Consider the following 18,589-nt stretch of genomic DNA (forward strand, 5'->3'; position numbering starts at 1 on the left):
ATATAGTGTTTATAAGGTGAAAACCATGCAATTATTAATCAATACATCGTCCATGACCCCGATTTACGAACAAATCGCCGACCAGATCAAACAGCTGATCAAATCCGGCGATCTCAAGGAGAACGACCCGCTCCCCTCGGTGCGGGCGCTGGCGAAAGATTATAAAATTTCCGCGCTGACGGTAAAAAAAGCGTACGACGTATTGGACGACGAAGGGTTTATTCACACCGTGCACGGCAAAGGCAGCTACGTGGCCGCGATTTCTCTCAACGTCGTGTTGGAGGAACAGCAAAAAGTGCTGGAAGACGAACTGGAGGAGTGGATCTCGAAAGCGCAACGCCTCGGCTTTTCCAAAACCGATCTCGTGACGATGTTTCATTTGCTGATGGAGGAAAAATATGATAAAAGCAAATAAAATCAAAAAGAAGTATCCGGAGTTCGAGCTCGATCTCGACCTGGAAATCAAGGACGACACCATCACCGCGATCCTGGGCACCAACGGCGCGGGCAAAACGACGTTTTTCAAAAGCGTGCTCGGTTTGATCCACATCGACGAAGGCTCGATTTCCATCGATGGTGTGCCGGTCGATTCGCTCAGCCCGCGTGACAAGGAGAACATCGGCGTCGTGTTTCCCGACTCGATCGTCAACGCGTATTTGCCGATCAAGGACGTCCGCCAGATTTTAAAGGCATCCTACACCCGCTTCGACGCGGCGATGTTCGACGAGCTCGTGGACCGCTTCCACCTGCCGAAACAATCGAAAATCAAAAGCTTCTCGACCGGCGAGAAGGCGAAATTCAAGCTGATTTGCGCCTTGACGCACGACGCGAATCTGCTCATCTTGGATGAGCCGACAAGCGGCCTGGACGTCATCGTGCGCGAGGAGCTGCTCGACATGCTACGCGTCTTCATGGAAAAACCGGGCCGCTCCATCGTCATCAGCTCGCACATTTCCTCGGATCTGGAACATTTGTGCGACGAGTTTTACATTTTGCACGAGGGCAAGATCGTCCTGCACGAAACGATGGACGCCCTCGACCAGTACGCCATCCTGAAAATCAAGGACGGCCAGGCGCTGGATGACGCCTACGCTTTGCGCAAGACGAAAACGCCATATGGCTGGGCGGTGCTGACCAACCAGAAACAATATTATATCGACAACTTTCCGCAAATCGTCGTCGAGCCCGCCTCGATGGACGACGTGTTCACGATGGTTGTCCAGGGAGAAACTATATGAAAGGCTTATTGATCAAAGATTTTTATATCGCGATGCAAAACCGCATCTTTCTGTATTTGACAGGCGCCATCGTTGTGGCGATGGTGTTCATGCCGGGTGGCTCGGTGGAGTTCATGATCCCCTACCTGGCGTTCATGCTCGTAACCGACGCGCTGAGCACGATCAGCTACGACGAGTTCGACAACGGCTACAAGGCGCTGTTCACTCTTCCCATCACCCGCAAGCAGTACGTGTGTGAAAAATATCTGCTTATCCTCGGTCTGGGCGCGCTCGTTCCGTTCGCCATCGCTTTGATCGCCGTCGCCCTGGGCGCGCTGAAAGCAGGCGCCCTGGTGTTTATCGCGCTTGTCCTGCTACTTCTTGTCGTGTGCATGGGCGGCTTCGCGCTTCCCTGCTATTTGAAATTCGGCATCGAAAAAGGACGCGTCGTCAACATCGCCATCATCATGGCGACCACGTTTTTAATCGTCACGCTTTCCGATTCCGCCGTGTCCCTGTCGCAAAGCGCCTGGCTTCAAAATCCGCTCGTGCCATGGATCGCCTGCGTGGCCATGGCGCTGATATTGAGCGTTTCCTTTTTGATCTCGGTCAAAATCATGGAACGCAAGGAGCTGTAATGAACCCGTTCCGCGTTTGTCCGAAATGCGGCGCGGCCCCGATGATTCGCGTGCCGAACGATCCGCGCCGCTACGCGAGCGGCAACAATATTTACACGTCGCGCTGGACATTGATCGAGAAGATCCCGGCGATCCGCTACGTATGCGGACAATGCGGGTATGTGGAAAACTGGATCGACGATCCCGGTGGTATTGAAAAAATCAAGAAGGCATTTCAATAAGAAAGGAAAGAAAATGTATGAAAGGACTGTTTGCGAAAGACTTTTCTATTTTAAACCTCCTCCACATCCCGCTCATTCTCGCCCTGCTGACGATCACCGGCTTCTTTTCCATCCTGCCGTGGTTTTCCCTGATGCTGGCGGCGATCGTGACCGGCTGGACGACGAGCACGATCACGACCGACCAGCTGGACAACGGCTGGCCCGCCTTGTTCGTCTTTCCGGTTTCCCGCAAGCAGTACGTACGCGAAAAATACATCCTCGCCCTATTTGGAGCCAACGGGTTTGGCATGCTGGCCGGACTTGGATCGTGTCTAATTTGGCATTTGGACGCCGCCCAAAGCCAAATCGTGTTCGCGGAAGTCTTTGCGCTTTCCGCGTTGCTGACAAGCGTTCTCATTCCCGTCTTGTTTCGGTGGTCCTCCAGCGGCGCCGACAAAGCCGTCTTCATATTGGGGCTCGCCTGCGTGTTCGGGCTCAAGCTGATCCAGCCGGCCAATCCCGTCGTTCCGTTTGTTTTTTCGCCCGGGATCGTCGCGCTGCTCGTGCTCGTCTCGCTTGGCTTGATTGCGGGCTCGTACGCCCTTTCGATTCACATCTTACAAACGAAGGATCTTTGATTCGACGATTTTGGCCACGTCGCCCGGCTCAAATAAATGCCGGGCGGCTTTTTTCGCGGCGGGCAGCGCGTTTCGCGGCGCGAACGAATGCGCCGTCAGCCCAAGCATCCGGACATCGTTTTCCCCGTCCCCGAACACGAACAAATCCTTTGCGGATTCGCCGTGTTTTTTTAAATAGCGCGCGACCATGTTCTTCTTGTCCCACGCTTCGGGCACGATCTCGTCCCAAAACCGGCCGATTCGAATGTAGCGGGTATGGGTGGCGCGTTCCATGGCGGCGACGCGGCGTCCCGTTCCCCAGTAGCCAAGCACCGCGATCTTGTCGATCGTTTCGGGCAGCGTCTGCATGCGGGGATGACGCAGCACATTTCGCACTTTGCGAAGCGGAATGCACCGCATGAGGGGTTCGAGCGGCGAAGGCGTTCGTTCGTGCGCGCCGTTGGCGACGACATACAGCTGCCACGCGTGATGAGCGAGCCGTTTGAGCACGTCTTTGGCCTGGTCTTTCGTCATGGCTGGCTCTTTTACATGCTCCCCGTCCTGAAAGTCGATGAGCTCTCCGCCATTCAGCAGGATGACGGCGCCATTTTGAAACCGTTCCATTTCGAGCGCTTGCACAAACGGCTTGACGCTTTCTAGATCCCGGCCGGTGGCGAGCACGAGACGATGCTTCGTCTGCAGCGCCTTGAAGACGGCGATCGAGTGTTCATCCAGTTTTCCATGGACGAGCAATGTGCCGTCCAGATCCGTTACGACTGTCGCCATAGGGCCTCCTTTCCTTACGCGTTTTTAATCACGACGCTTTTTCCCCGCCTGCCAAAATGCTACACTTCCACTGGAGGCGTGTTTCTATGCTATTTTTTCAAATTCTCATTTGCGCGTACGTCGTGTTTTTGATTTGGGACTTGTTTCAAATCGTGACCAGGGCGCGTCCAGCCTGGAACCGGAAAGCCGTCGCTCTCGCTTTAACGCTCTTTCTTGTGCCTGGCATGTATAAATATTCCCTGTATTTTCCGTTTGTCGTCTACATTCTCGTCTTTACCTTGCTCGTCCAGCTTTTGACCCGGGTGCTTAAAAAGCCATTCCGGCTCTGGATGGTGGCGCTTTGCGTGGCGGCCGCGTTTTCCTATACGGCGTATGGCTACACGCATTTTCAGCGCCGCGTCGAAATGGACTACGCGCTGGAAACCGATAAAAAGATCGCGCCGACCCGGCTTTTGTTTTTTTCGGACTTGCATTATCCAAACGGTATGGATGGCGCCTCGCTGGCGCAGCTTGTCGATTCGATGGCGCGCACCGATCCGGATATCGTCCTGATTGGGGGCGACTTGTTTGATGAGCAAACATCCAAAGCGGACATGGAACAAGGCGTGGCGTCCTTGCGCCCGCTACGGGAGCGCGCCCGCGTGTTTTACATTTATGGCAACCACGACTTGCAGCCAAAGCGCCGCGTGAAAACCTACACCCAGGCCGATTTCGAGCGTGCCTTGCGGCAGGCCGGCATTGAGATTTTGAACGACGAGTCCGCTGTGTGCGGCTCGATCACTATCGTTGGTCGCCAGGACGCGGCTTTGAAAACCCGGCTCGAAGCCGCCGATTTGCTCGACTCCCTCGATCCGGCGCGGTTCACTGTGCTTGTCGACCACCAGCCGGTGGATACAAAAGCGCTTTTGGACAGCGGAAAAGTGGATTTGATGTTGTCGGGCCATACCCACAACGGCCAGCTGTATCCGTTTGGCTATTTGCTGGATGTGTACTGGAACTGCGATTTGCGCTACGGCATCAACGACGAGGGGCGGATGACCGCGATCACCTCATCGGGTGTCAACGCCTGGGGCTTTCCGGCTCGCACGATGGGAACGAGCGAATATGTCGTGGTCGACATTAAGCCACAATCACCTTCTCCGGCTCCGGAAAATTCGACGGATCGGCAGTCGTGACGATTGTGTCGAATTCCCGAAACCGGGCGTATTGATAAGGGGCGCAAACCTCGGTTTTCGAATCGTCCACAAGCAGCACGCTTCGCGCGGCGTGCATGAGCGCGGTGCGTTTAATTTGAATTTCCTCATACGCGAAGGTCGTCGGGCCTTCGCTGTTTTTAAATCCATCGCTGCCTAAAAACGCGAGATCGAAATGGAGCGCGGCGATTTGCTCGTTCGCGAAAGGGCCGACAAGAGACTGGCCGATGGGTTCGAGCAAGCCGCCAACCACGATGAGCCGGTGGTGGCTGCCGGCCAGGGCGGTCGCGATTTCGATGGAATTGGTGGCGATCGTCAGGTTTTTTCGGGGACTTAAAAACCGCAGCATCGTATACACGCTGGATCCCGCGTCCAGCCAAATCGTCTGGTAGTCCTCGATCAGCTTGCTGGCGCAGGCGGCCATCCGGATTTTTTCCTCGCGGTGGTCTTCGCGTTTGACGCGCAGCGGAATGTGGGAATACTTGTCGATTCGGTTGGCCGATCCGTGCTTTTTCTCAATCTTGCCTTGTTCGCATAAGACATCGAGATCTTTTCGAATCGTTTCGGAGGAAACATTGTAATCGTTGGATAATTCCGTCACTTTGACGGAACCTTCCCGTTGAATTCGTTCATAAATTATCTTTCTTCTTTGTTCGCTTTTTCTTGTCATAATCGTACCCTATCGTTTGATTTCAATGTTTATTTTTTTGGCTTTCAATTTTTTCATCCTGCTTTTCCCCAGTTGAGAGTGAATTCGATTGTTTTCCCTTGGCGCTCATTTTATAGTGAAAATACAAAAAAAGAACGAGCCCCACAATCGTCTTTGGTTTCTTCTCAAAAAGAGAGTCGAAGCATAAAAAACAGCCGCTGCGCTGTTTTTTCAGTTGAACGAAATCGCAAGCAAAAGAAACAATCAGAAGCGGCTAGGCTTCTGATTGTTTTTGTCTGGCAAACAAAATCGCGCCAAGCAAATTGGCGTCGTTGTCATACAGGCACCGTTCGATGCGCGTCGTGCAAATGTCCGAAAACGCACGGCCCAGCGCTTCCTGCCGCATCGTGTCGCGCAGTTTTTCGATGAACCAGTCTTCTTTCGAGATGCCGCCACCGACGCAAATCACTTCGGGGTTATAAAAACAAATAATCGTTTCAAAGCCGAGGCAGATGTTTTTGCACCACTCGTCGAGCGCCCGGATGGCGACAGGATCGCCCTGGTGGTAAAGCTCGGTAATTTCCGTCCCGTAGCGTTTTTTCGCCTCTTCCTTGGCGTCGCGATTGTAAATGTCGATCAGCGCGTTCATCGACGCGATTTCCCACAAATGCGCGATGGATCCGTCTTCGTGGAAGCCGCACGCCAAATTGGAAAACTCGCCCGCGATTCGATCCACGCCTTCCCAAACGTGCCGGTCATCGCAAACGCACCCGCCGATTCCGGTTCCAATGACGAAATACGCGCTGGACGACGTGCCTTTGCCGTTGCCGATGCGCATCTCGCAAAGACCGGCGCTCTTGGCGTCGTTCAAGGCGTGCGTCGGCCGGTGCAGACGTTTTTCCACTTCCTCGATCACATTCGTTTTGTAGGTAATGCGCACATTGGCGGCCGCCTGCGACAAAATCGTCGAATCGGGCGCGATGACGCCAGGCACGCTCACACCGACGTAGCGAATGTTTTCGACCGGCAAATCCGCGCACAAGTAGTCGTAAAACGCCGCGGCCGTGTCGCACGGGATCGTTTCGCGTTTCCAGCGCCGCACGATGTTGTTTTCGTCGTCCACGACGGCGTATTTAATAAAGGTTCCTCCAATATCAATGCCTAAATCTAACATAAAATTTCCTTTCTTTTAAAAAATGCTCAGATTCGACATTTGAGCATTTTTTCTTCCTTCGTTTGTTTATTTTGCGGCCAGTTTTTCCGCCAGTTCCAATACGGCTTTTCCGTTGCAGCGTCCATAGTCAGCCATTGGAATTACATCAAGAGGCACACCCGCGTCTCCGGCGATCTTTTGCGCTTTTTTCTTCATATACCCAACTTGTGGTCCCAGCAAAGCGGCGTCAACACCCGCCAGACGACGATCCAGCTCGTTGACCGGATATGCCACGATATCCACTTCTTTTCCTTCTTTTTTCGCCTCTTCGATCATTTTATTCACGAGAAGGCTCGTCGACATGCCTGCGGCGCAGAACAATCTAATAGTTAACATAATATCCTCCTTTTGATTTCATTTTTCCAAAATGTAATCGCTTTCTATGAGAATTTTACCTCAAACTATGGCAAAACACAACCTTAATCGCAAAAGGAATGCTATAATGATTGGCTTTACATTGGATTGAATGTCACGCGCGGATCTTCGAGGCCGTACTGCATCGCCAAATCGTGGTAATGCTCACCAAAATAAGTCGGAAACTCCTTCTTGAATGTCTTTTCGTCCGGGAAATGGACAAACACGTCGAAGACATCGATGACCGGCACGCTGGCGGGTCGCAGCTCTTCCATGATTTTCTTAAACGCGAAGTCGGCTGGAAACTCCACTTCGATTTCCCCGCCATGTTCAAGATGGATGACCAAATCGAAGTTGTACATGACGTTGAGCGCTATGAGCATGCCGCCGCCAGCCCATCGTCTGGCCACGACGTACAAGTCGATCCATTTGATTCCGGAATACGGAATCGAAATCGTATCGTTTGGATCCTGTATGCGGTACAACTCGATTTCGTTGTATTTGAAATCGCAGCCACGAATGAACGGATGCGAAATACTCATCGACGCGTCGACGGCGAATCCCGACATCGCGAAAATCTTTTTTGTGAAATTTTTCGCCTTGCTCGCGTACGAACGTTTCTTTTTGCCCGTCATCAACTGGGCGTAGTAATAGCGTTGTTTCATGTTGTCCCTTTCTACCAAGATGTTTTCTTAAAGCCAATACGCGGATCGTCTAGTCCATGTTCTTGGGCGATGGTATGATAATTTTTCTCAAAATACGATCCAAAATATGATTTGAAAGCTTCCTGATCCGGAAACCGTTTAAACACGTCGAGCACATCCATCACATAAATATTTTCCGCTCTCAAACGTTCCATCACTTCCAGAAATCCAAAGAAGGCCGGAAACTCGATTTCGTACTCGTCATGCTCCGTGTGGACGATCAAGTCGAAATCGAAGCACGGAATCATCATCGTCAGGATCGTCGTTCCCCAGCGCCGACGCACGACGTACAAGTCGATCCATTTGATTTCGGAATACGGAATCGAAAACCGGTCGTTGGGATTGGTCAGCCGATGCAAATACAAACCGTCATACCGAAAGTCGCAGCCGTAAATGAACGGGTAACCAAGCGGCGCGTTTCGATTCGAAAGAATGAATTGCGGAATGTAGTAGGGCGTCTTTTCCTGTCCGTCTACAAACGCGTCCACATAATAAAAGTTTTTTAACACTTTGTTCTCCTCTCTGCATTTAGAAAATTCCGATTATATTAATTCCATTTTTATTATATCGCGATTCATCCTAGCAAACAATCAAATAATCAGAAAAAATAAGAGAAAGAAGAAAAAGATGAAAACGTTTGTCAACCGCTTTCAAACGTGCTATGGTGGAAAAAAAGAAAGAAGGTTCTTTTTATGCTTAACGAATTTTACTATGGCAACCTCTGGATCGACACCAAGCGCAAAACAAGCAATGCCAGCTTGATTCTCGTTGTCCCTTTTTATTTTCTGCCTGCCGTTTTCGGTATGCAAACCGTTTGTCATTTCACACTGGACAGCTTGGAACTGACACGACTGACGAAGCCAAATCAGAGAAAAAACATCCCCTATACCGAAATCGGAAGCATAGAACTGTTCGTGATTCGACGAAAATGGGAAGGTGGAACTTTCCTTTCAATGCTCGTTCCCTACTACAATTTCGATCTTGTCGTGCATTTAAAAGACAACGGACGGGACGATCCAAAACTGGAAATCGAGTTTCCCGCCACATATTCCTTTGTGGAAGCGATACAGCGTTTGAAAGAAAACCATATTTATGTCCATGACGCGTTTGGCGTGTTCGAGCGCTTTACAAATGAAGAGTCGTTCAAGAAAGACTTCGCCAGCTATTTCGACGAGCATTACCACGCGCTGGCAGCCGAATACGGGCTCGACGACCCGCGCATCGGCTTTACCGCAAGACAGCGCCTTTAGCGTTTCTTCCAAATTTCCTTTAAAGAAACCGACTTTTTAAAGCCCATCCTTGGATCATCTAAATTGTATTTTTCGGCCAAAGCCGGATAGCACTCAAGGAAATGTTGTGCAAAACCAGCCCGAAATGACTGGGCGTCCGGGAACTGTTCGTAAATATGAAACCGGTCGTAAACGGGCACACCGTTTTCCCGAATCTTTTCGCACATCCTTTTTCCCTCAAAACAGGCGGGAATTTCGATTTCCTCATCATGATCGTATGTGTGGACGATCAAATCCAGATTGAACTCAGGCGCGATCAGCATTGTCCATGCTATACCCCATACGCGTTTTACGACATACAAGTCAATGTATTTGATGTCTTTGTACGCGATGTCGTGGCCGATTTTTGGATACGGCAAACTGTGGAGCTCAATGCCCCGGTCAGTCACGTTACAGCTGTAAATAAACGGAAAACCGGGAGATGGCTTTGACTTTCCAAGGGATAAAATAAACTGCGGCATATAATACGGCGTGATTTCCTGTCCGTCGATAAATAAATCCGAATAATAAAATCGTCTGAGCATACATTTCTCCTTCTGCTTCTATATTATTCTTTCCATTTCCGTTTATCGAATCATATAACCATAAAAAAAAGAGATCCTCGTATTGGATCTCTTTCATTTTATTAAGCAAGCTTCGCTTTCAAAGCATCAATTTCTTTGTACACGTCGATCATCTGCTCAACCATCGCTTTGAACGTTTCAGCACCCATCATCTGGTCTTCCGCGTGGATCAGGATCAAAGAAACTTCCGGAGAATTGCCGGCTGCTTCCTGCTGAACGAGTGTCGCGTGCGGTGCATGACCCTGGTTCAACATTTCGTCGCCTTCCTTGATCATGTTTTCAGCTTCTTCGTAGTTGCCTTCTTTCGCAGCTTCCAAAGCAGCCATGTACGCGGATTTCGCTCCACCGGATGCAGAGATGATTTGGAAACAGATTAATTCTAAACCTTCCATCTTTATTTCTCCTTATAATAATGTAATTTGTGTTTTTATTCAGCGGCTTCCTGCTCTTCTTTATACAGCTGGTTGTCGTACATCTTGATGAATGGGAAGTACGTGAAGAACGATCCCACAATGACGATTGCCTGCCATACCATCGTTTTCCATCCGTTAACCAACAGACCGGAAATGATTGGAGGGGTTGTCCAAGGAACAACGACACCGGTAAACATCGGCAGGATGCCCCATTGGATGAGCAGATAAGTCAAGGCACCGGACAGTACCGGAGTCAAGATAAACGGAACCGCGAGCATCGGGTTCAATACGATTGGCGTACCGAACAGGATCGGCTCGTTGATATTGAAGACGCCTGGGCCCAAACCGAGTTTACCAATGGACTTCAACTGCTCGGATTTGGCGAAGAAGCACAAGTAAACAACAAGACCAAGAGTCAAACCGGAACCGGTTACTGTACAGAACTGGTCAATCAGCTGCGAAGTGAAGATATGTCCACCGTTGGCAACCGTCAGTTCGCGACCGGAGTCGAGAATCGCCTGGTTGTCCGAAACGTTGGCTGTCAGGATACCACCCATGACACCGCCGACAACCGTCGCACCGTGGATACCAAACCACCACAGGAACGTAACGAGGAACTGGTGAGCGATAACACCACCCAGGTTGTCCGTCAAGCCTTGCAGCGGAGCCTGGATCGCGCTGTAAACCAATTCCATGACCGTCGTACCAGCGGCCAATTCAACGACGTAAACGATAGCCGTCCATCCAACGATGATAACCGCGGCTGGAATCAACGCCGTAAACGCGTTGGCAACACCTTGAGGCACGCCGGCAGGCATTTTGATCGTGATGTCCTTTTTCAGGAACCAGCAGTAAATCATACCAACGATGACACCGAAGATCAGGGCGCCAACCATACCTTGACCGGCAAGCCAAGTACGGTCGATGACGCTTCCAACGGCTTCGTCGTTGAACATAACCGACTGAGGCTGGGACATCAGCCAAACAGACAGCGAGATAACCGCGGCCGGCATACCTTCGAATCCTTCGTTTTTCGCGTAGGTGTAGGCGATACCCATAGCAGCGATCAAAGACATAATGTTGAATGTGTTCGCGTACGTCGTCGTGAAGATGTCGTACAAACCAACACTGGTCAGAAAGTCACCAACTGCAGAAATTGGGAACTGTTGCAAAAGCAAGAATACAGAACCTACGATCATCAATGGCATCGAATACAGCAAACCGTCTTTCAACGCCTGCATAGGTTTCGTGTTGATAAAGCCCATCACTGGAGGTATGACTTTATCATTAATAAATTCACTCATCTTTTTCTCTCCTATTTTCCTTTTTTTCTTTTACTTATTTTTTAGCCAGTTTTTCAGCGAGCCCAAGAACCGCTTTTCCGTTGCAGCGTCCATAGTCAGCCATTGGGATCACATCGAGAGGAACTCCCGCGTCACCGGCGATCTTTTGTGCTTTTTTCTTCATGTAACCAACTTGCGGTCCAAGCAGAGCGACATCCACGCCATCCAGACGGCGGTCAAGTTCGTTGACAGGATATGCGACGATATCCACTTCCTTGCCTTCTTTTTTGGCTTCCTCGATCATCTTGTTCACCAGCAAGCTTGTTGACATTCCAGCAGCACAGAACAATCTTACAGTTAACATATTTCTTCTCTCCTTTCTACTTTTTATTTGTACCACATAGATACTATATGGTCACTACCTCCAGAAATGTGAGCGCTTTACCTTGCCTCACACCATTTATTATATGCAATGGATGCAAAATCACCATAGAAACATTTGCCACATTCAATATGGTAAGCAACCGTTTACAATGCAATTATACCTATGAAATCTGATAAATTCTACATTTTTTTTCGATTTTTATCACGATTTTTCACACAATGTTTCGACCACGTTACAAATTACCACATTTCGTTCTCCTGAAAGTTTCCTTTTTCTTCCGTTTTCTATTTTTCCCTGAAACTGCCTGCCATATGTGGCAATAAAACGTTATAAAAATACACTATCTTTTTGCGGCTTACCACAAAAAAAACCGCCCTGCTCGTGCAAAGCGGCTTTTATTATATCCCCAGCAGTTCGATAAATTTGGTAAATTGCGGATCCTCTATCAAGGAGGCGACCGCTTCATGGTCCAGGGCGAAGCGGGCTGTTAGCTCGTAAAACTTCTGCCGGTTCTTGCTGTCCTGGGATCCGGGCGACGACAGCAAAACGACACGGATCATTTCGTCGTTCCATTCAATCGGCTCGTCCAGAACGGCGATGTACGCGAACGTGTATGTCGAGCAAATCCGGTTTGGATGCGGCAGCGCGATTTGATTTTTGTACATCATATGCGGATATTCCTCACGCGCCATGACCAGTTCATAAAAGTCGCTCGACACAGTTTCCTGACTTTCCACGATTTCGCACATTTCCTTCAGGATCGCGTTTTTATCGCGCCCTTTCAAGTTCGTCAAAAACCGCTTCGGCGTGTAAAAGCGACGGAGCTCGTTGGACTCGGCGCGCCAAAGCGCCTCCTCGATGCTTTGCATGTCGTTTCCTTCCATAAACGAGTTGATTTCGAAAATCGGTTTCGGAATCTCGATCAAGATCGGCACGGTCGTGAACACGTAGTCGACAAGCGAAAAATCGAAATTGCGCAAGCCGAGCGAATCCGACACATACAAATGGTTGATGGACGAGAAAAACGCCTGCTCGTATTTTTGCTTGAACACGTTCATCGTCGACGAATTGGCGTTCGATACGATCAAAACGTTCGACTTCTTAATTGGATCGTTTGAATCCTTGTCGATTTGCAGCGCGAAAATCAGCGCCAAATAGCCGATCTCGTCCTCGGAAAGGTCGGTTTTATAATGCTTCTTCAAAATGCTCGACGCGCGAATAGCCATGTCGTACGCCAGCGAGTAGTTTTTCTTGATTTCGTCAATCATCGGATTCGTCAGCGGCAAGCCGTACTTCATTCGAATGTCGAACGGGACAAGATGGCGGTTCAATGTCATCCGTAGCTCGAAATTGTTGGAAAACGAAATTTGGAACTCCCGCCGTATGAGCTCGATCATGTCGTAGGAAAGCTGGTCGATTTCGCGATTGAAAATAAAGTTGTCGTCGCTTTCGATTGGATAGTTGCCGCCCGCGGTCATTTGCTTGCCGCCCAAATACAGCAAAATATAGTTTTTCTCGTCGGCCGTATACGTCACGCCAAACTGCGATTCCAGCAGCTCGACCAGCTCGTTGCAAAAAGACGATTCCTTAATGCCAATCGCACTAAAGCTTTCCACGTTCAAATTCAAATTGACGATATAACCGCTCAAAATCCGTTTCATCCCCACGTATACATAGTTCGCGAAATTATCAAGCGCGACTTCCGACAAATGCAAGTCGTATTTGTTCAGCAAAGAAACGATTGTCTGGCCAAGCCACACCGAATCGGAATTGGCGTCGACGCGTTCATTGTCAAAAAAATGGTATTTGAGCTGGCAATAGCAAAGAAGACGCCGGATGTCGAACTCCTCGCCCTCGATTCGGATCCCGCACGCCGGCTTGCGAATGATTTTCAGCCGGTACTCTTTGAACATGTCCTCGATTTGTCGCAGCGAGGCGGATATGCTCGTTCTGGAAATGTACAGCATTTCGCATAAATCGTCGATTTTCACAAAGCCATGGGCGTTCAACAGCTTTTCAAGCACGACCACGTTCCGGTTTTGTCCTTCCACCGGCCGTTCCTCCACATTTTTGTTGAACCATTCCTCAAACGCTTCCGGCTCTTCCACCACCATCCGATACCCATTGTGCGCCTTCGATTCGATCGACGCGCCATGGTGATTCAAAATACAATCCAGCTTTTTTATATCGTTTCGCACGGTTTTCAAGCTGACATTCAAACGTTGCGCAAAATATGTGGCTGACCGGTATTCATTTTGACTCATCAAATTGAACAACTCCTGCAACCGCACCCCCATCATCATGACCTCTCCTCTCTTTCTGTTCCGTTGTCATTATCGTATCAAAAAATAGAATTGAAAAAAAGACCGACAGATCGGTCTTTCTATCTTTTTCATTACTTGAACAGGAAGCTGAGCAACGGTTCCATTTGCACGAGAACCGGCGCGAGCATCAAGGAAATGACAGACATCAATTTGATCAAAATATCCATCGCCGGTCCCGCCGTATCCTTGAATGGATCGCCGACCGTATCGCCCGTAACCGCCGCCTTGTGGGTATCCGAGCCTTTGCCGCCAAACTGGCCGCTCTCGATAAATTTCTTCGCGTTGTCCCACGCGCCGCCGGAATTGGCCATAAACACAGCCAGCATGATGGCCGAGATAAGCGCCCCCAGCAGCATGCCGCCAAGGCCTTCGCATCCAAGCAGCACGCCCACCAGCACCGGCGAAACGATGGCGATGCAGCCCGGCACGACCATTTCCTTGAGCGCCGCCTGCGTGGAAATGTCGACGCAGCGCGCGTAATCCGGTTTGGACGTTCCTTTAATAATGCCGGCATCCGCCTTGAACTGGCGGCGCACCTCGTTGATCATATGGTTGGCCGCTTTTCCAACCGAGCGAATCGTCAAGGACGTGAAGAAGTATGGAAGCATCGCCCCAAACAGCAAACCGACCAAAACGCCCGGCTGCAAAAGCGAGATAACGGACAAGTTGGCCGCCTCGGCGAACGCGACAATCATCGCCAGCGCCGTAAACGCCGCCGAGCCGATACAGAAGCCTTTTCCCATCGCCGCGGTCGTGTTTCCAACCGAATCCAGACGGTCCGTGATCTTGCGCACACCCGGATCCAGCTCCGCCATTTCGGCGATGCCACCCGCGTTGTCCGCGATTGGCCCGTACGCGTCGACAGAAACCGTGATGCCGCACGTCGACAACATGCCGACAGCGCCCAGCGCGATGCCGTACATGTCGAAGAACATGAACGACAAGATGATTCCAAGCACGAGAACGACGACGGTCAGCATCGTCGATTCCATTCCAACCGAGAACCCGGAAATAATATTCGTGGCGTGACCCGTCTGGGATTCCGCCGCGATTTCCTTCACTTTCCGGTATTCATCCGACGTGTAGTACTCGGCGATTTTTCCAAGCAGGATCCCGACGATCAAGCCTGTCATAACCGAGAAAAACGGATTCATCGTTCCAAACAGCCATGTGCTTGCCATGAACGCCGCGATAATGACGATGCCCGTCGCCACGTATGTCGCGATCGACAGCGCCTTTTGCGGGTTGTCCCACGATTTCATCCGCACGAACAGCTGCGCCAAAATCGAGGCGATAATGCCGACAGCCGCCACCACAAACGGGAACAAAGCCGCCTGGAGCGTGTAGTTCTCGCCAAGAATCGTGACGGTCAGTCCCAGCGAGATGGCCGACACGATCGCGCCAACGTACGATTCCGTCAAATCGGAGCCCATGCCCGCGATATCGCCGACGTTGTCGCCGACATTGTCCGCGATAACCGCCGGGTTTCTTGGATCGTCTTCCGGAATTCCCGCTTCCACTTTTCCAACAAGATCCGCGCCGACATCGGCCGCCTTCGTGTAAATTCCACCGCCGACACGGGCGAACAAAGCGATAAACGAGCAGCCAAGACTGTAGCCGGCCACGACCGGAACCGCCTGGATCGGATCGCCCAGAACGTAGGTGAAGACCACATACAGCAAGGCCAATCCAAACAAGCCAAAGCCAACCACGCTGATTCCAAGAACGGAACCGCCGTTAAAGGCGACATTCAGCGCTTTGGACATGCCGTTTTCGCGGGCCGCCTGCGCCACCTTCGCGTTGGCCATCGTCGCCGCCTGCATGCCGATAAAGCCGGCCAGACCGCTGCTCAACGCGCCGATCACGAAACAGATCGCGCCGTTGATTCCCACGCCGTCGATGCCTTGCAGCGACGGAATGAATCCAAGTCCTGTCAGCAGCAGCGCGACGATTACGATGAAAATGATAATGATTTTGTACTCTCTTTTCAGGAAGGCCATCGCCCCTTCATGAATGTACGAGCTGAGCGCTTTCATTCGTTTGTTGCCCGAGCTTTCGCGTTTGACGGTCACAAACAAGTTAGCGGCGTACACAAGCGCCAACAGCGCGACTGCGATCACGATCAATAAAAACGTGACCATTTTTGAAGAATCAAACTCCATAACCTTTTCCTCTTCCTTTCTCTACTCAAAGATATTTAGTATTGTATACCCTTTTCATAAAACTGTAAACGGTTTCAAGAATGGTTTTTCCGCTATTTTCCCACAAAAAAACCGATTTCCAAAGAAATCGGCTTTGATTACCATTTTGGACGAATACCTAAAATAGTAAAGAGTTTCGTATAATTATCGTACGTGTTGATGCCCCCGGCCGGATCGTCCATCTTCGCGTTGGCGATAAATTGCAGCGCCTCGTTGTTGGTGATCGGGGTGCGGCGCCCTTTCTCGTCCTCGACATAGTATTCCACCGGCGCGGTGTTGGTGTTGACTTCCGCCGGACCAATCTTGTGTCCGTATTCGCGAATCGCATCCAAATGGGTTTTTAATGACATGGGAAACGCCTCCTTTTTCATGGTTTCATCATACCCAAAACCAGAACCGCAGGCAAACCCCATGCTTTTTTCCTCGCTAATGCGGCGTTTCCAAAAGAAAAGTCAGCAGAAAAAACACCGAGGAACAAATGGCGAAAACGATCTGGTGGGTGCGAAGCTCTTTGGCGCGCTCCTGCTTCACAAGCCGCTCCTGCTCATCTTGAAGACGGGTTTCCACATGATCATTGATCATATCCATAAACTCATAACTCATAATTACGCTTCCTTTCCAATGGCTTTTTACCATTTTTTCTGTGCAAATGGATATTAACACAGTTTTTGTGGCGGTGCAATATGGAACGTCTCATTTTTTCTGATTTTTTATAGACTTCTGTGCCCTGTTTTGATAGTATTAAAACAGGAAAAGTCTATATTTTTCGGATCCGGAACCGAAAATGCGACTCCTGGCAACGAAACGATCGACAAAAATAGAAAGGAGGCGCCGCATTCGTTCGCCGACGCCTTGCGAATGAATACGGCAATGTGCATCATGGCATTACCACAACAAATCAAAAAATCACGTAAAAAGAAAAAGATCACGCAGGGCGAACTCGCGAAAATGCTTGGAAAGACGAAAAACGTGATCTCCAACTGGGAGCGGGGCGACAACAAGCCGGACGCCGACACGATTTTAAGCTTGTGCCGGATCCTGGACACGACGCCGAACAGCATCATGGACTGGGAGGACGACGGCAAGTCGCTTTCGGAAGTCGAGCGCTACCACATCGAAAAGTTCCGGGCGCTGGAGCCCTGGCAGCAAAACCTCGTGGACGAGATGATCAACAAGATCCTCGACCACTCCAATCCGGAAAATCTGGATCTGCCGCAATCGCTTTCGATTCCGTTTTTCCAGGTTTCTCCGGCGGCTGGCGCCGGAAACTATCTGGGCGACGACGTCGAACAGGAAACGATCGAGCTGCCGGATACCGCGCTCAACCGGAAGATCGACTACGTGCTGCGGGTCGACGGGCACAGTATGGAACCAAAATACATGGATGGCGATCTCGTCAAGATCGCGTCCCAGCCTTCGGTCAACATCGGCGAGATCGGGATCTTCATCATTGACGGCAACTCGTTCATCAAAGAGTACCGCGCCAATTCCCTGCACTCTTTAAATCCGGAATATCCGGACATCGAATTCACGCCGGGCATGGATATCCGCTGCGTCGGCAAAGTGCTTGGCGCTATTTAATCAAAAAAAAGTAAAAAAAGATGCCAAAAGAGGTATCTTTTTTTTTCTTCCTGTGCTAAAATCGTTTATGCACATGGCGCGTTCGGCAAGCGGTTAAGCCACAGCCCTCTCAAGGCTGTATCACGGGTTCGAACCCCGTACGCGCTGCCATTTTATCAATTCACTTCACGAAATTCGTGAAGTTTTTTTTTCGTTTCGACACAAAAAAAGCGGATCCGCCTTCGTTTCACCGCCTCATCGTTGTCCTTTTACTTCGCCGCTTTCTCGTTCATCCAGGCGCCAATCACATACAACGCCGACAGCACGAACAAGATCCCGTACGCGATCCAGCTCACGTTGCCATTGGCGCCAAAGTAAAACAAAGCCTCCACGACAAACAACACAAGCAGGCCGATTCCGTAGTAACGCAACGTTCTCGCGTACAAAAGGTTCGACGCCATTTTCACCGCCATATAGCCAGCTGCCAGTTCAGCAACCGAAACGAGCATGCCGACAGCCAGCGTGCCCGAATCCAAAATAAACAGCTCGCCAATGACGCTTCCCTGCACCGTGGCGATGATATCGTCCGAAATCAAGCCGCCAATTTGAATGCACAGCGACAAAATACCTAAAATCACAAAAATATAGCCAACGACCTTCAGCAAGGTACTTCCTTTCGCTTCCATAGACATTTACCAATCCTTTCGTAAATATCTTACACTGAAAAAAAACAGGCGTGAAATGTAACGCCTGTCAACCTCAAAGATTCATCGTCCGCATGGAACGCATTTCCACTTTTTCATCCTGCGATCCCGGTCCGCACGGGACACACAGCTTCGCCACGATGTGGCCGCCCTGAAGAATAAACACTTCCTCCTCGTCCAGCCTTGGCAGGATCTTTTCAAAATCACGAATCAAGTCTTCTCTAGAAATCACCATATGTCTCGCTCCTCATACCCTTAGTATACGGATTCCGGTATAAGAAGCAAGTTATTTGTTA

The 18,589-nt window shown here is 50.2% G+C and carries 24 protein-coding genes and 1 tRNA gene; 9 read left to right on the forward strand and 16 right to left on the reverse strand.

Features of this window, described 5'->3' with window-relative positions:
- Positions 1–25: 25 nt before the first annotated feature.
- The 5 genes from E5336_RS03250 to E5336_RS03270 are packed head-to-tail and all read left to right on the forward strand — an operon-like array spanning position 26 to position 2,693.
- Positions 26–415 (forward strand): GntR family transcriptional regulator, encoded by a 390-nt coding sequence (locus E5336_RS03250; RefSeq protein WP_135979652.1) that lies wholly within the window; start codon positions 26–28, stop codon positions 413–415.
- Positions 399–1,238 carry an ATP-binding cassette domain-containing protein gene (locus tag E5336_RS03255; protein WP_135979653.1) on the forward strand — a complete coding sequence of 280 codons (840 nt, stop codon included), beginning with the start codon at positions 399–401 and terminating at the stop codon, positions 1,236–1,238. The genes E5336_RS03250 and E5336_RS03255 overlap by 17 nt, the downstream gene beginning before the upstream one ends.
- Complete coding sequence (locus tag E5336_RS03260; RefSeq protein WP_135979654.1) at positions 1,235–1,855, forward strand: ABC-2 transporter permease; 621 nt, start codon at positions 1,235–1,237, stop codon at positions 1,853–1,855. Before E5336_RS03255 ends, E5336_RS03260 begins: the two co-directional genes overlap by 4 nt.
- A complete protein-coding gene (locus tag E5336_RS03265) occupies positions 1,855–2,076 on the forward strand; it encodes a hypothetical protein (protein WP_135979655.1) in 222 nt (73 codons plus the stop codon). The genes E5336_RS03260 and E5336_RS03265 overlap by 1 nt, the downstream gene beginning before the upstream one ends.
- A gap of 17 nt (positions 2,077–2,093) precedes the next feature.
- Complete coding sequence (locus tag E5336_RS03270; protein ID WP_135979656.1) at positions 2,094–2,693, forward strand: ABC-2 transporter permease; 600 nt, start codon at positions 2,094–2,096, stop codon at positions 2,691–2,693.
- On the opposite strand, the gene E5336_RS03275 is transcribed toward E5336_RS03270, so the two are convergent.
- Entirely contained in the window at positions 2,673–3,458 is a 786-nt protein-coding gene (locus tag E5336_RS03275) for an HAD family hydrolase (RefSeq protein ID WP_135979657.1), read from the reverse strand. The genes E5336_RS03270 and E5336_RS03275 overlap by 21 nt on opposite strands.
- 86 nt (positions 3,459–3,544) lie before the next feature.
- Here E5336_RS03275 and E5336_RS03280 point away from each other — a divergent pair, with 86 nt between their 5' ends.
- Positions 3,545–4,633 (forward strand): metallophosphoesterase, encoded by a 1,089-nt coding sequence (locus tag E5336_RS03280; protein ID WP_168353539.1) that lies wholly within the window; start codon positions 3,545–3,547, stop codon positions 4,631–4,633.
- Here the strand turns inward: E5336_RS03280 and E5336_RS03285 are convergent.
- From E5336_RS03285 to E5336_RS03305, 5 genes are all read right to left on the reverse strand, one after another.
- On the reverse strand, positions 4,578–5,321 hold the full coding sequence (locus E5336_RS03285) for a DeoR/GlpR family DNA-binding transcription regulator (RefSeq protein ID WP_135979659.1): 744 nt from the start codon (positions 5,319–5,321) through the stop codon (positions 4,578–4,580). The two genes, E5336_RS03280 and E5336_RS03285, sit on opposite strands and share 56 nt — an antisense overlap.
- Positions 5,322–5,574: 253 nt before the next feature.
- Positions 5,575–6,474, reverse strand: coding sequence for an ROK family protein (locus tag E5336_RS03290; protein ID WP_135979660.1), 900 nt, complete (start codon positions 6,472–6,474; stop codon positions 5,575–5,577).
- Positions 6,475–6,540: 66 nt separating this feature from the next.
- Positions 6,541–6,849, reverse strand: coding sequence for a PTS sugar transporter subunit IIB (locus E5336_RS03295; protein WP_135979661.1), 309 nt, complete (start codon positions 6,847–6,849; stop codon positions 6,541–6,543).
- Positions 6,850–6,965: 116 nt separating this feature from the next.
- Entirely contained in the window at positions 6,966–7,532 is a 567-nt protein-coding gene (locus E5336_RS03300; protein ID WP_135979662.1) for a hypothetical protein, read from the reverse strand.
- 11 nt (positions 7,533–7,543) lie between these two features.
- Positions 7,544–8,080 (reverse strand): hypothetical protein, encoded by a 537-nt coding sequence (locus E5336_RS03305; protein ID WP_135979663.1) that lies wholly within the window; start codon positions 8,078–8,080, stop codon positions 7,544–7,546.
- A gap of 183 nt (positions 8,081–8,263) precedes the next feature.
- Between E5336_RS03305 and E5336_RS03310 the strand changes: the two genes are divergently transcribed.
- Positions 8,264–8,821 carry a hypothetical protein gene (locus E5336_RS03310; protein ID WP_135979664.1) on the forward strand — a complete coding sequence of 186 codons (558 nt, stop codon included), beginning with the start codon at positions 8,264–8,266 and terminating at the stop codon, positions 8,819–8,821.
- On the opposite strand, the gene E5336_RS03315 is transcribed toward E5336_RS03310, so the two are convergent.
- The 8 genes from E5336_RS03315 to E5336_RS12355 form a co-directional block, all read right to left on the reverse strand.
- A complete protein-coding gene (locus tag E5336_RS03315; RefSeq protein WP_135979665.1) occupies positions 8,818–9,384 on the reverse strand; it encodes a hypothetical protein in 567 nt (188 codons plus the stop codon). The genes E5336_RS03310 and E5336_RS03315 overlap by 4 nt on opposite strands.
- A gap of 101 nt (positions 9,385–9,485) precedes the next feature.
- Positions 9,486–9,815 carry a PTS sugar transporter subunit IIA gene (locus E5336_RS03320; protein WP_135979666.1) on the reverse strand — a complete coding sequence of 110 codons (330 nt, stop codon included), beginning with the start codon at positions 9,813–9,815 and terminating at the stop codon, positions 9,486–9,488.
- Positions 9,816–9,850: 35 nt separating this feature from the next.
- Positions 9,851–11,101 carry a PTS sugar transporter subunit IIC gene (locus E5336_RS03325; RefSeq protein WP_277820766.1) on the reverse strand — a complete coding sequence of 417 codons (1,251 nt, stop codon included), beginning with the start codon at positions 11,099–11,101 and terminating at the stop codon, positions 9,851–9,853.
- A gap of 73 nt (positions 11,102–11,174) precedes the next feature.
- Positions 11,175–11,483 carry a PTS sugar transporter subunit IIB gene (locus tag E5336_RS03330; protein ID WP_135979668.1) on the reverse strand — a complete coding sequence of 103 codons (309 nt, stop codon included), beginning with the start codon at positions 11,481–11,483 and terminating at the stop codon, positions 11,175–11,177.
- A 419-nt stretch (positions 11,484–11,902) separates the two neighbouring features.
- Positions 11,903–13,807, reverse strand: coding sequence for a BglG family transcription antiterminator (locus tag E5336_RS03335; protein WP_135979669.1), 1,905 nt, complete (start codon positions 13,805–13,807; stop codon positions 11,903–11,905).
- 92 nt (positions 13,808–13,899) lie between these two features.
- Complete coding sequence (locus tag E5336_RS03340; RefSeq protein WP_277820767.1) at positions 13,900–15,990, reverse strand: sodium-translocating pyrophosphatase; 2,091 nt, start codon at positions 15,988–15,990, stop codon at positions 13,900–13,902.
- Between the two features lie 137 nt (positions 15,991–16,127).
- A complete protein-coding gene (locus E5336_RS03345; RefSeq protein WP_135979670.1) occupies positions 16,128–16,379 on the reverse strand; it encodes a hypothetical protein in 252 nt (83 codons plus the stop codon).
- A 76-nt stretch (positions 16,380–16,455) separates the two neighbouring features.
- A complete protein-coding gene (locus E5336_RS12355) occupies positions 16,456–16,632 on the reverse strand; it encodes a hypothetical protein (RefSeq protein WP_168353540.1) in 177 nt (58 codons plus the stop codon).
- Between the two features lie 276 nt (positions 16,633–16,908).
- Here E5336_RS12355 and E5336_RS03350 point away from each other — a divergent pair, with 276 nt between their 5' ends.
- Positions 16,909–17,610: an XRE family transcriptional regulator gene (locus tag E5336_RS03350; RefSeq protein ID WP_168353541.1), complete on the forward strand. Its 702-nt coding sequence runs from the start codon at positions 16,909–16,911 to the stop codon at positions 17,608–17,610.
- A 75-nt stretch (positions 17,611–17,685) separates the two neighbouring features.
- Positions 17,686–17,760 (forward strand) — tRNA-Glu (locus E5336_RS03355).
- 98 nt (positions 17,761–17,858) lie between these two features.
- On the opposite strand, the gene E5336_RS03360 is transcribed toward E5336_RS03355, so the two are convergent.
- On the reverse strand, positions 17,859–18,281 hold the full coding sequence (locus tag E5336_RS03360; protein WP_135979672.1) for a hypothetical protein: 423 nt from the start codon (positions 18,279–18,281) through the stop codon (positions 17,859–17,861).
- 67 nt (positions 18,282–18,348) lie between these two features.
- Complete coding sequence (locus tag E5336_RS03365; RefSeq protein ID WP_135979673.1) at positions 18,349–18,528, reverse strand: hypothetical protein; 180 nt, start codon at positions 18,526–18,528, stop codon at positions 18,349–18,351.
- Positions 18,529–18,589 lie beyond the last annotated feature (61 nt).

Source organism: Dubosiella muris (genome assembly GCF_004793885.1).
Lineage (GTDB): Bacteria > Bacillota_I > Bacilli_A > Erysipelotrichales > Erysipelotrichaceae > Dubosiella > Dubosiella muris.

Excerpts from the sequence above, each read along its gene's own strand:
- E5336_RS03300 (WP_135979662.1), bottom strand. The coding sequence starts at position 7,532 with ATGAAACAACGCTATTACTACGCCCAGTTGATGACGGGCAAAAAGAAA.
- E5336_RS03280 (WP_168353539.1), top strand. The coding sequence starts at position 3,545 with ATGCTATTTTTTCAAATTCTCATTTGCGCGTACGTCGTGTTTTTGATT.
- E5336_RS03360 (WP_135979672.1), bottom strand. The coding sequence starts at position 18,281 with ATGTCTATGGAAGCGAAAGGAAGTACCTTGCTGAAGGTCGTTGGCTAT.
- E5336_RS03335 (WP_135979669.1), bottom strand. The coding sequence starts at position 13,807 with ATGATGATGGGGGTGCGGTTGCAGGAGTTGTTCAATTTGATGAGTCAA.
- E5336_RS03345 (WP_135979670.1), bottom strand. The coding sequence starts at position 16,379 with ATGTCATTAAAAACCCATTTGGATGCGATTCGCGAATACGGACACAAG.
- E5336_RS03310 (WP_135979664.1), top strand. The coding sequence starts at position 8,264 with ATGCTTAACGAATTTTACTATGGCAACCTCTGGATCGACACCAAGCGC.
- E5336_RS03350 (WP_168353541.1), top strand. The coding sequence starts at position 16,909 with ATGGCATTACCACAACAAATCAAAAAATCACGTAAAAAGAAAAAGATC.
- E5336_RS03365 (WP_135979673.1), bottom strand. The coding sequence starts at position 18,528 with ATGGTGATTTCTAGAGAAGACTTGATTCGTGATTTTGAAAAGATCCTG.
- E5336_RS03295 (WP_135979661.1), bottom strand. The coding sequence starts at position 6,849 with ATGTTAACTATTAGATTGTTCTGCGCCGCAGGCATGTCGACGAGCCTT.
- E5336_RS03255 (WP_135979653.1), top strand. The coding sequence starts at position 399 with ATGATAAAAGCAAATAAAATCAAAAAGAAGTATCCGGAGTTCGAGCTC.
- E5336_RS03320 (WP_135979666.1), bottom strand. The coding sequence starts at position 9,815 with ATGGAAGGTTTAGAATTAATCTGTTTCCAAATCATCTCTGCATCCGGT.
- E5336_RS03265 (WP_135979655.1), top strand. The coding sequence starts at position 1,855 with ATGAACCCGTTCCGCGTTTGTCCGAAATGCGGCGCGGCCCCGATGATT.
- E5336_RS03315 (WP_135979665.1), bottom strand. The coding sequence starts at position 9,384 with ATGCTCAGACGATTTTATTATTCGGATTTATTTATCGACGGACAGGAA.
- E5336_RS03285 (WP_135979659.1), bottom strand. The coding sequence starts at position 5,321 with ATGACAAGAAAAAGCGAACAAAGAAGAAAGATAATTTATGAACGAATT.
- E5336_RS12355 (WP_168353540.1), bottom strand. The coding sequence starts at position 16,632 with ATGAGTTATGAGTTTATGGATATGATCAATGATCATGTGGAAACCCGT.
- E5336_RS03340 (WP_277820767.1), bottom strand. The coding sequence starts at position 15,990 with ATGGAGTTTGATTCTTCAAAAATGGTCACGTTTTTATTGATCGTGATC.
- E5336_RS03270 (WP_135979656.1), top strand. The coding sequence starts at position 2,094 with ATGAAAGGACTGTTTGCGAAAGACTTTTCTATTTTAAACCTCCTCCAC.
- E5336_RS03275 (WP_135979657.1), bottom strand. The coding sequence starts at position 3,458 with ATGGCGACAGTCGTAACGGATCTGGACGGCACATTGCTCGTCCATGGA.
- E5336_RS03260 (WP_135979654.1), top strand. The coding sequence starts at position 1,235 with ATGAAAGGCTTATTGATCAAAGATTTTTATATCGCGATGCAAAACCGC.
- E5336_RS03330 (WP_135979668.1), bottom strand. The coding sequence starts at position 11,483 with ATGTTAACTGTAAGATTGTTCTGTGCTGCTGGAATGTCAACAAGCTTG.
- E5336_RS03325 (WP_277820766.1), bottom strand. The coding sequence starts at position 11,101 with ATGGGCTTTATCAACACGAAACCTATGCAGGCGTTGAAAGACGGTTTG.
- E5336_RS03250 (WP_135979652.1), top strand. The coding sequence starts at position 26 with ATGCAATTATTAATCAATACATCGTCCATGACCCCGATTTACGAACAA.
- E5336_RS03290 (WP_135979660.1), bottom strand. The coding sequence starts at position 6,474 with ATGTTAGATTTAGGCATTGATATTGGAGGAACCTTTATTAAATACGCC.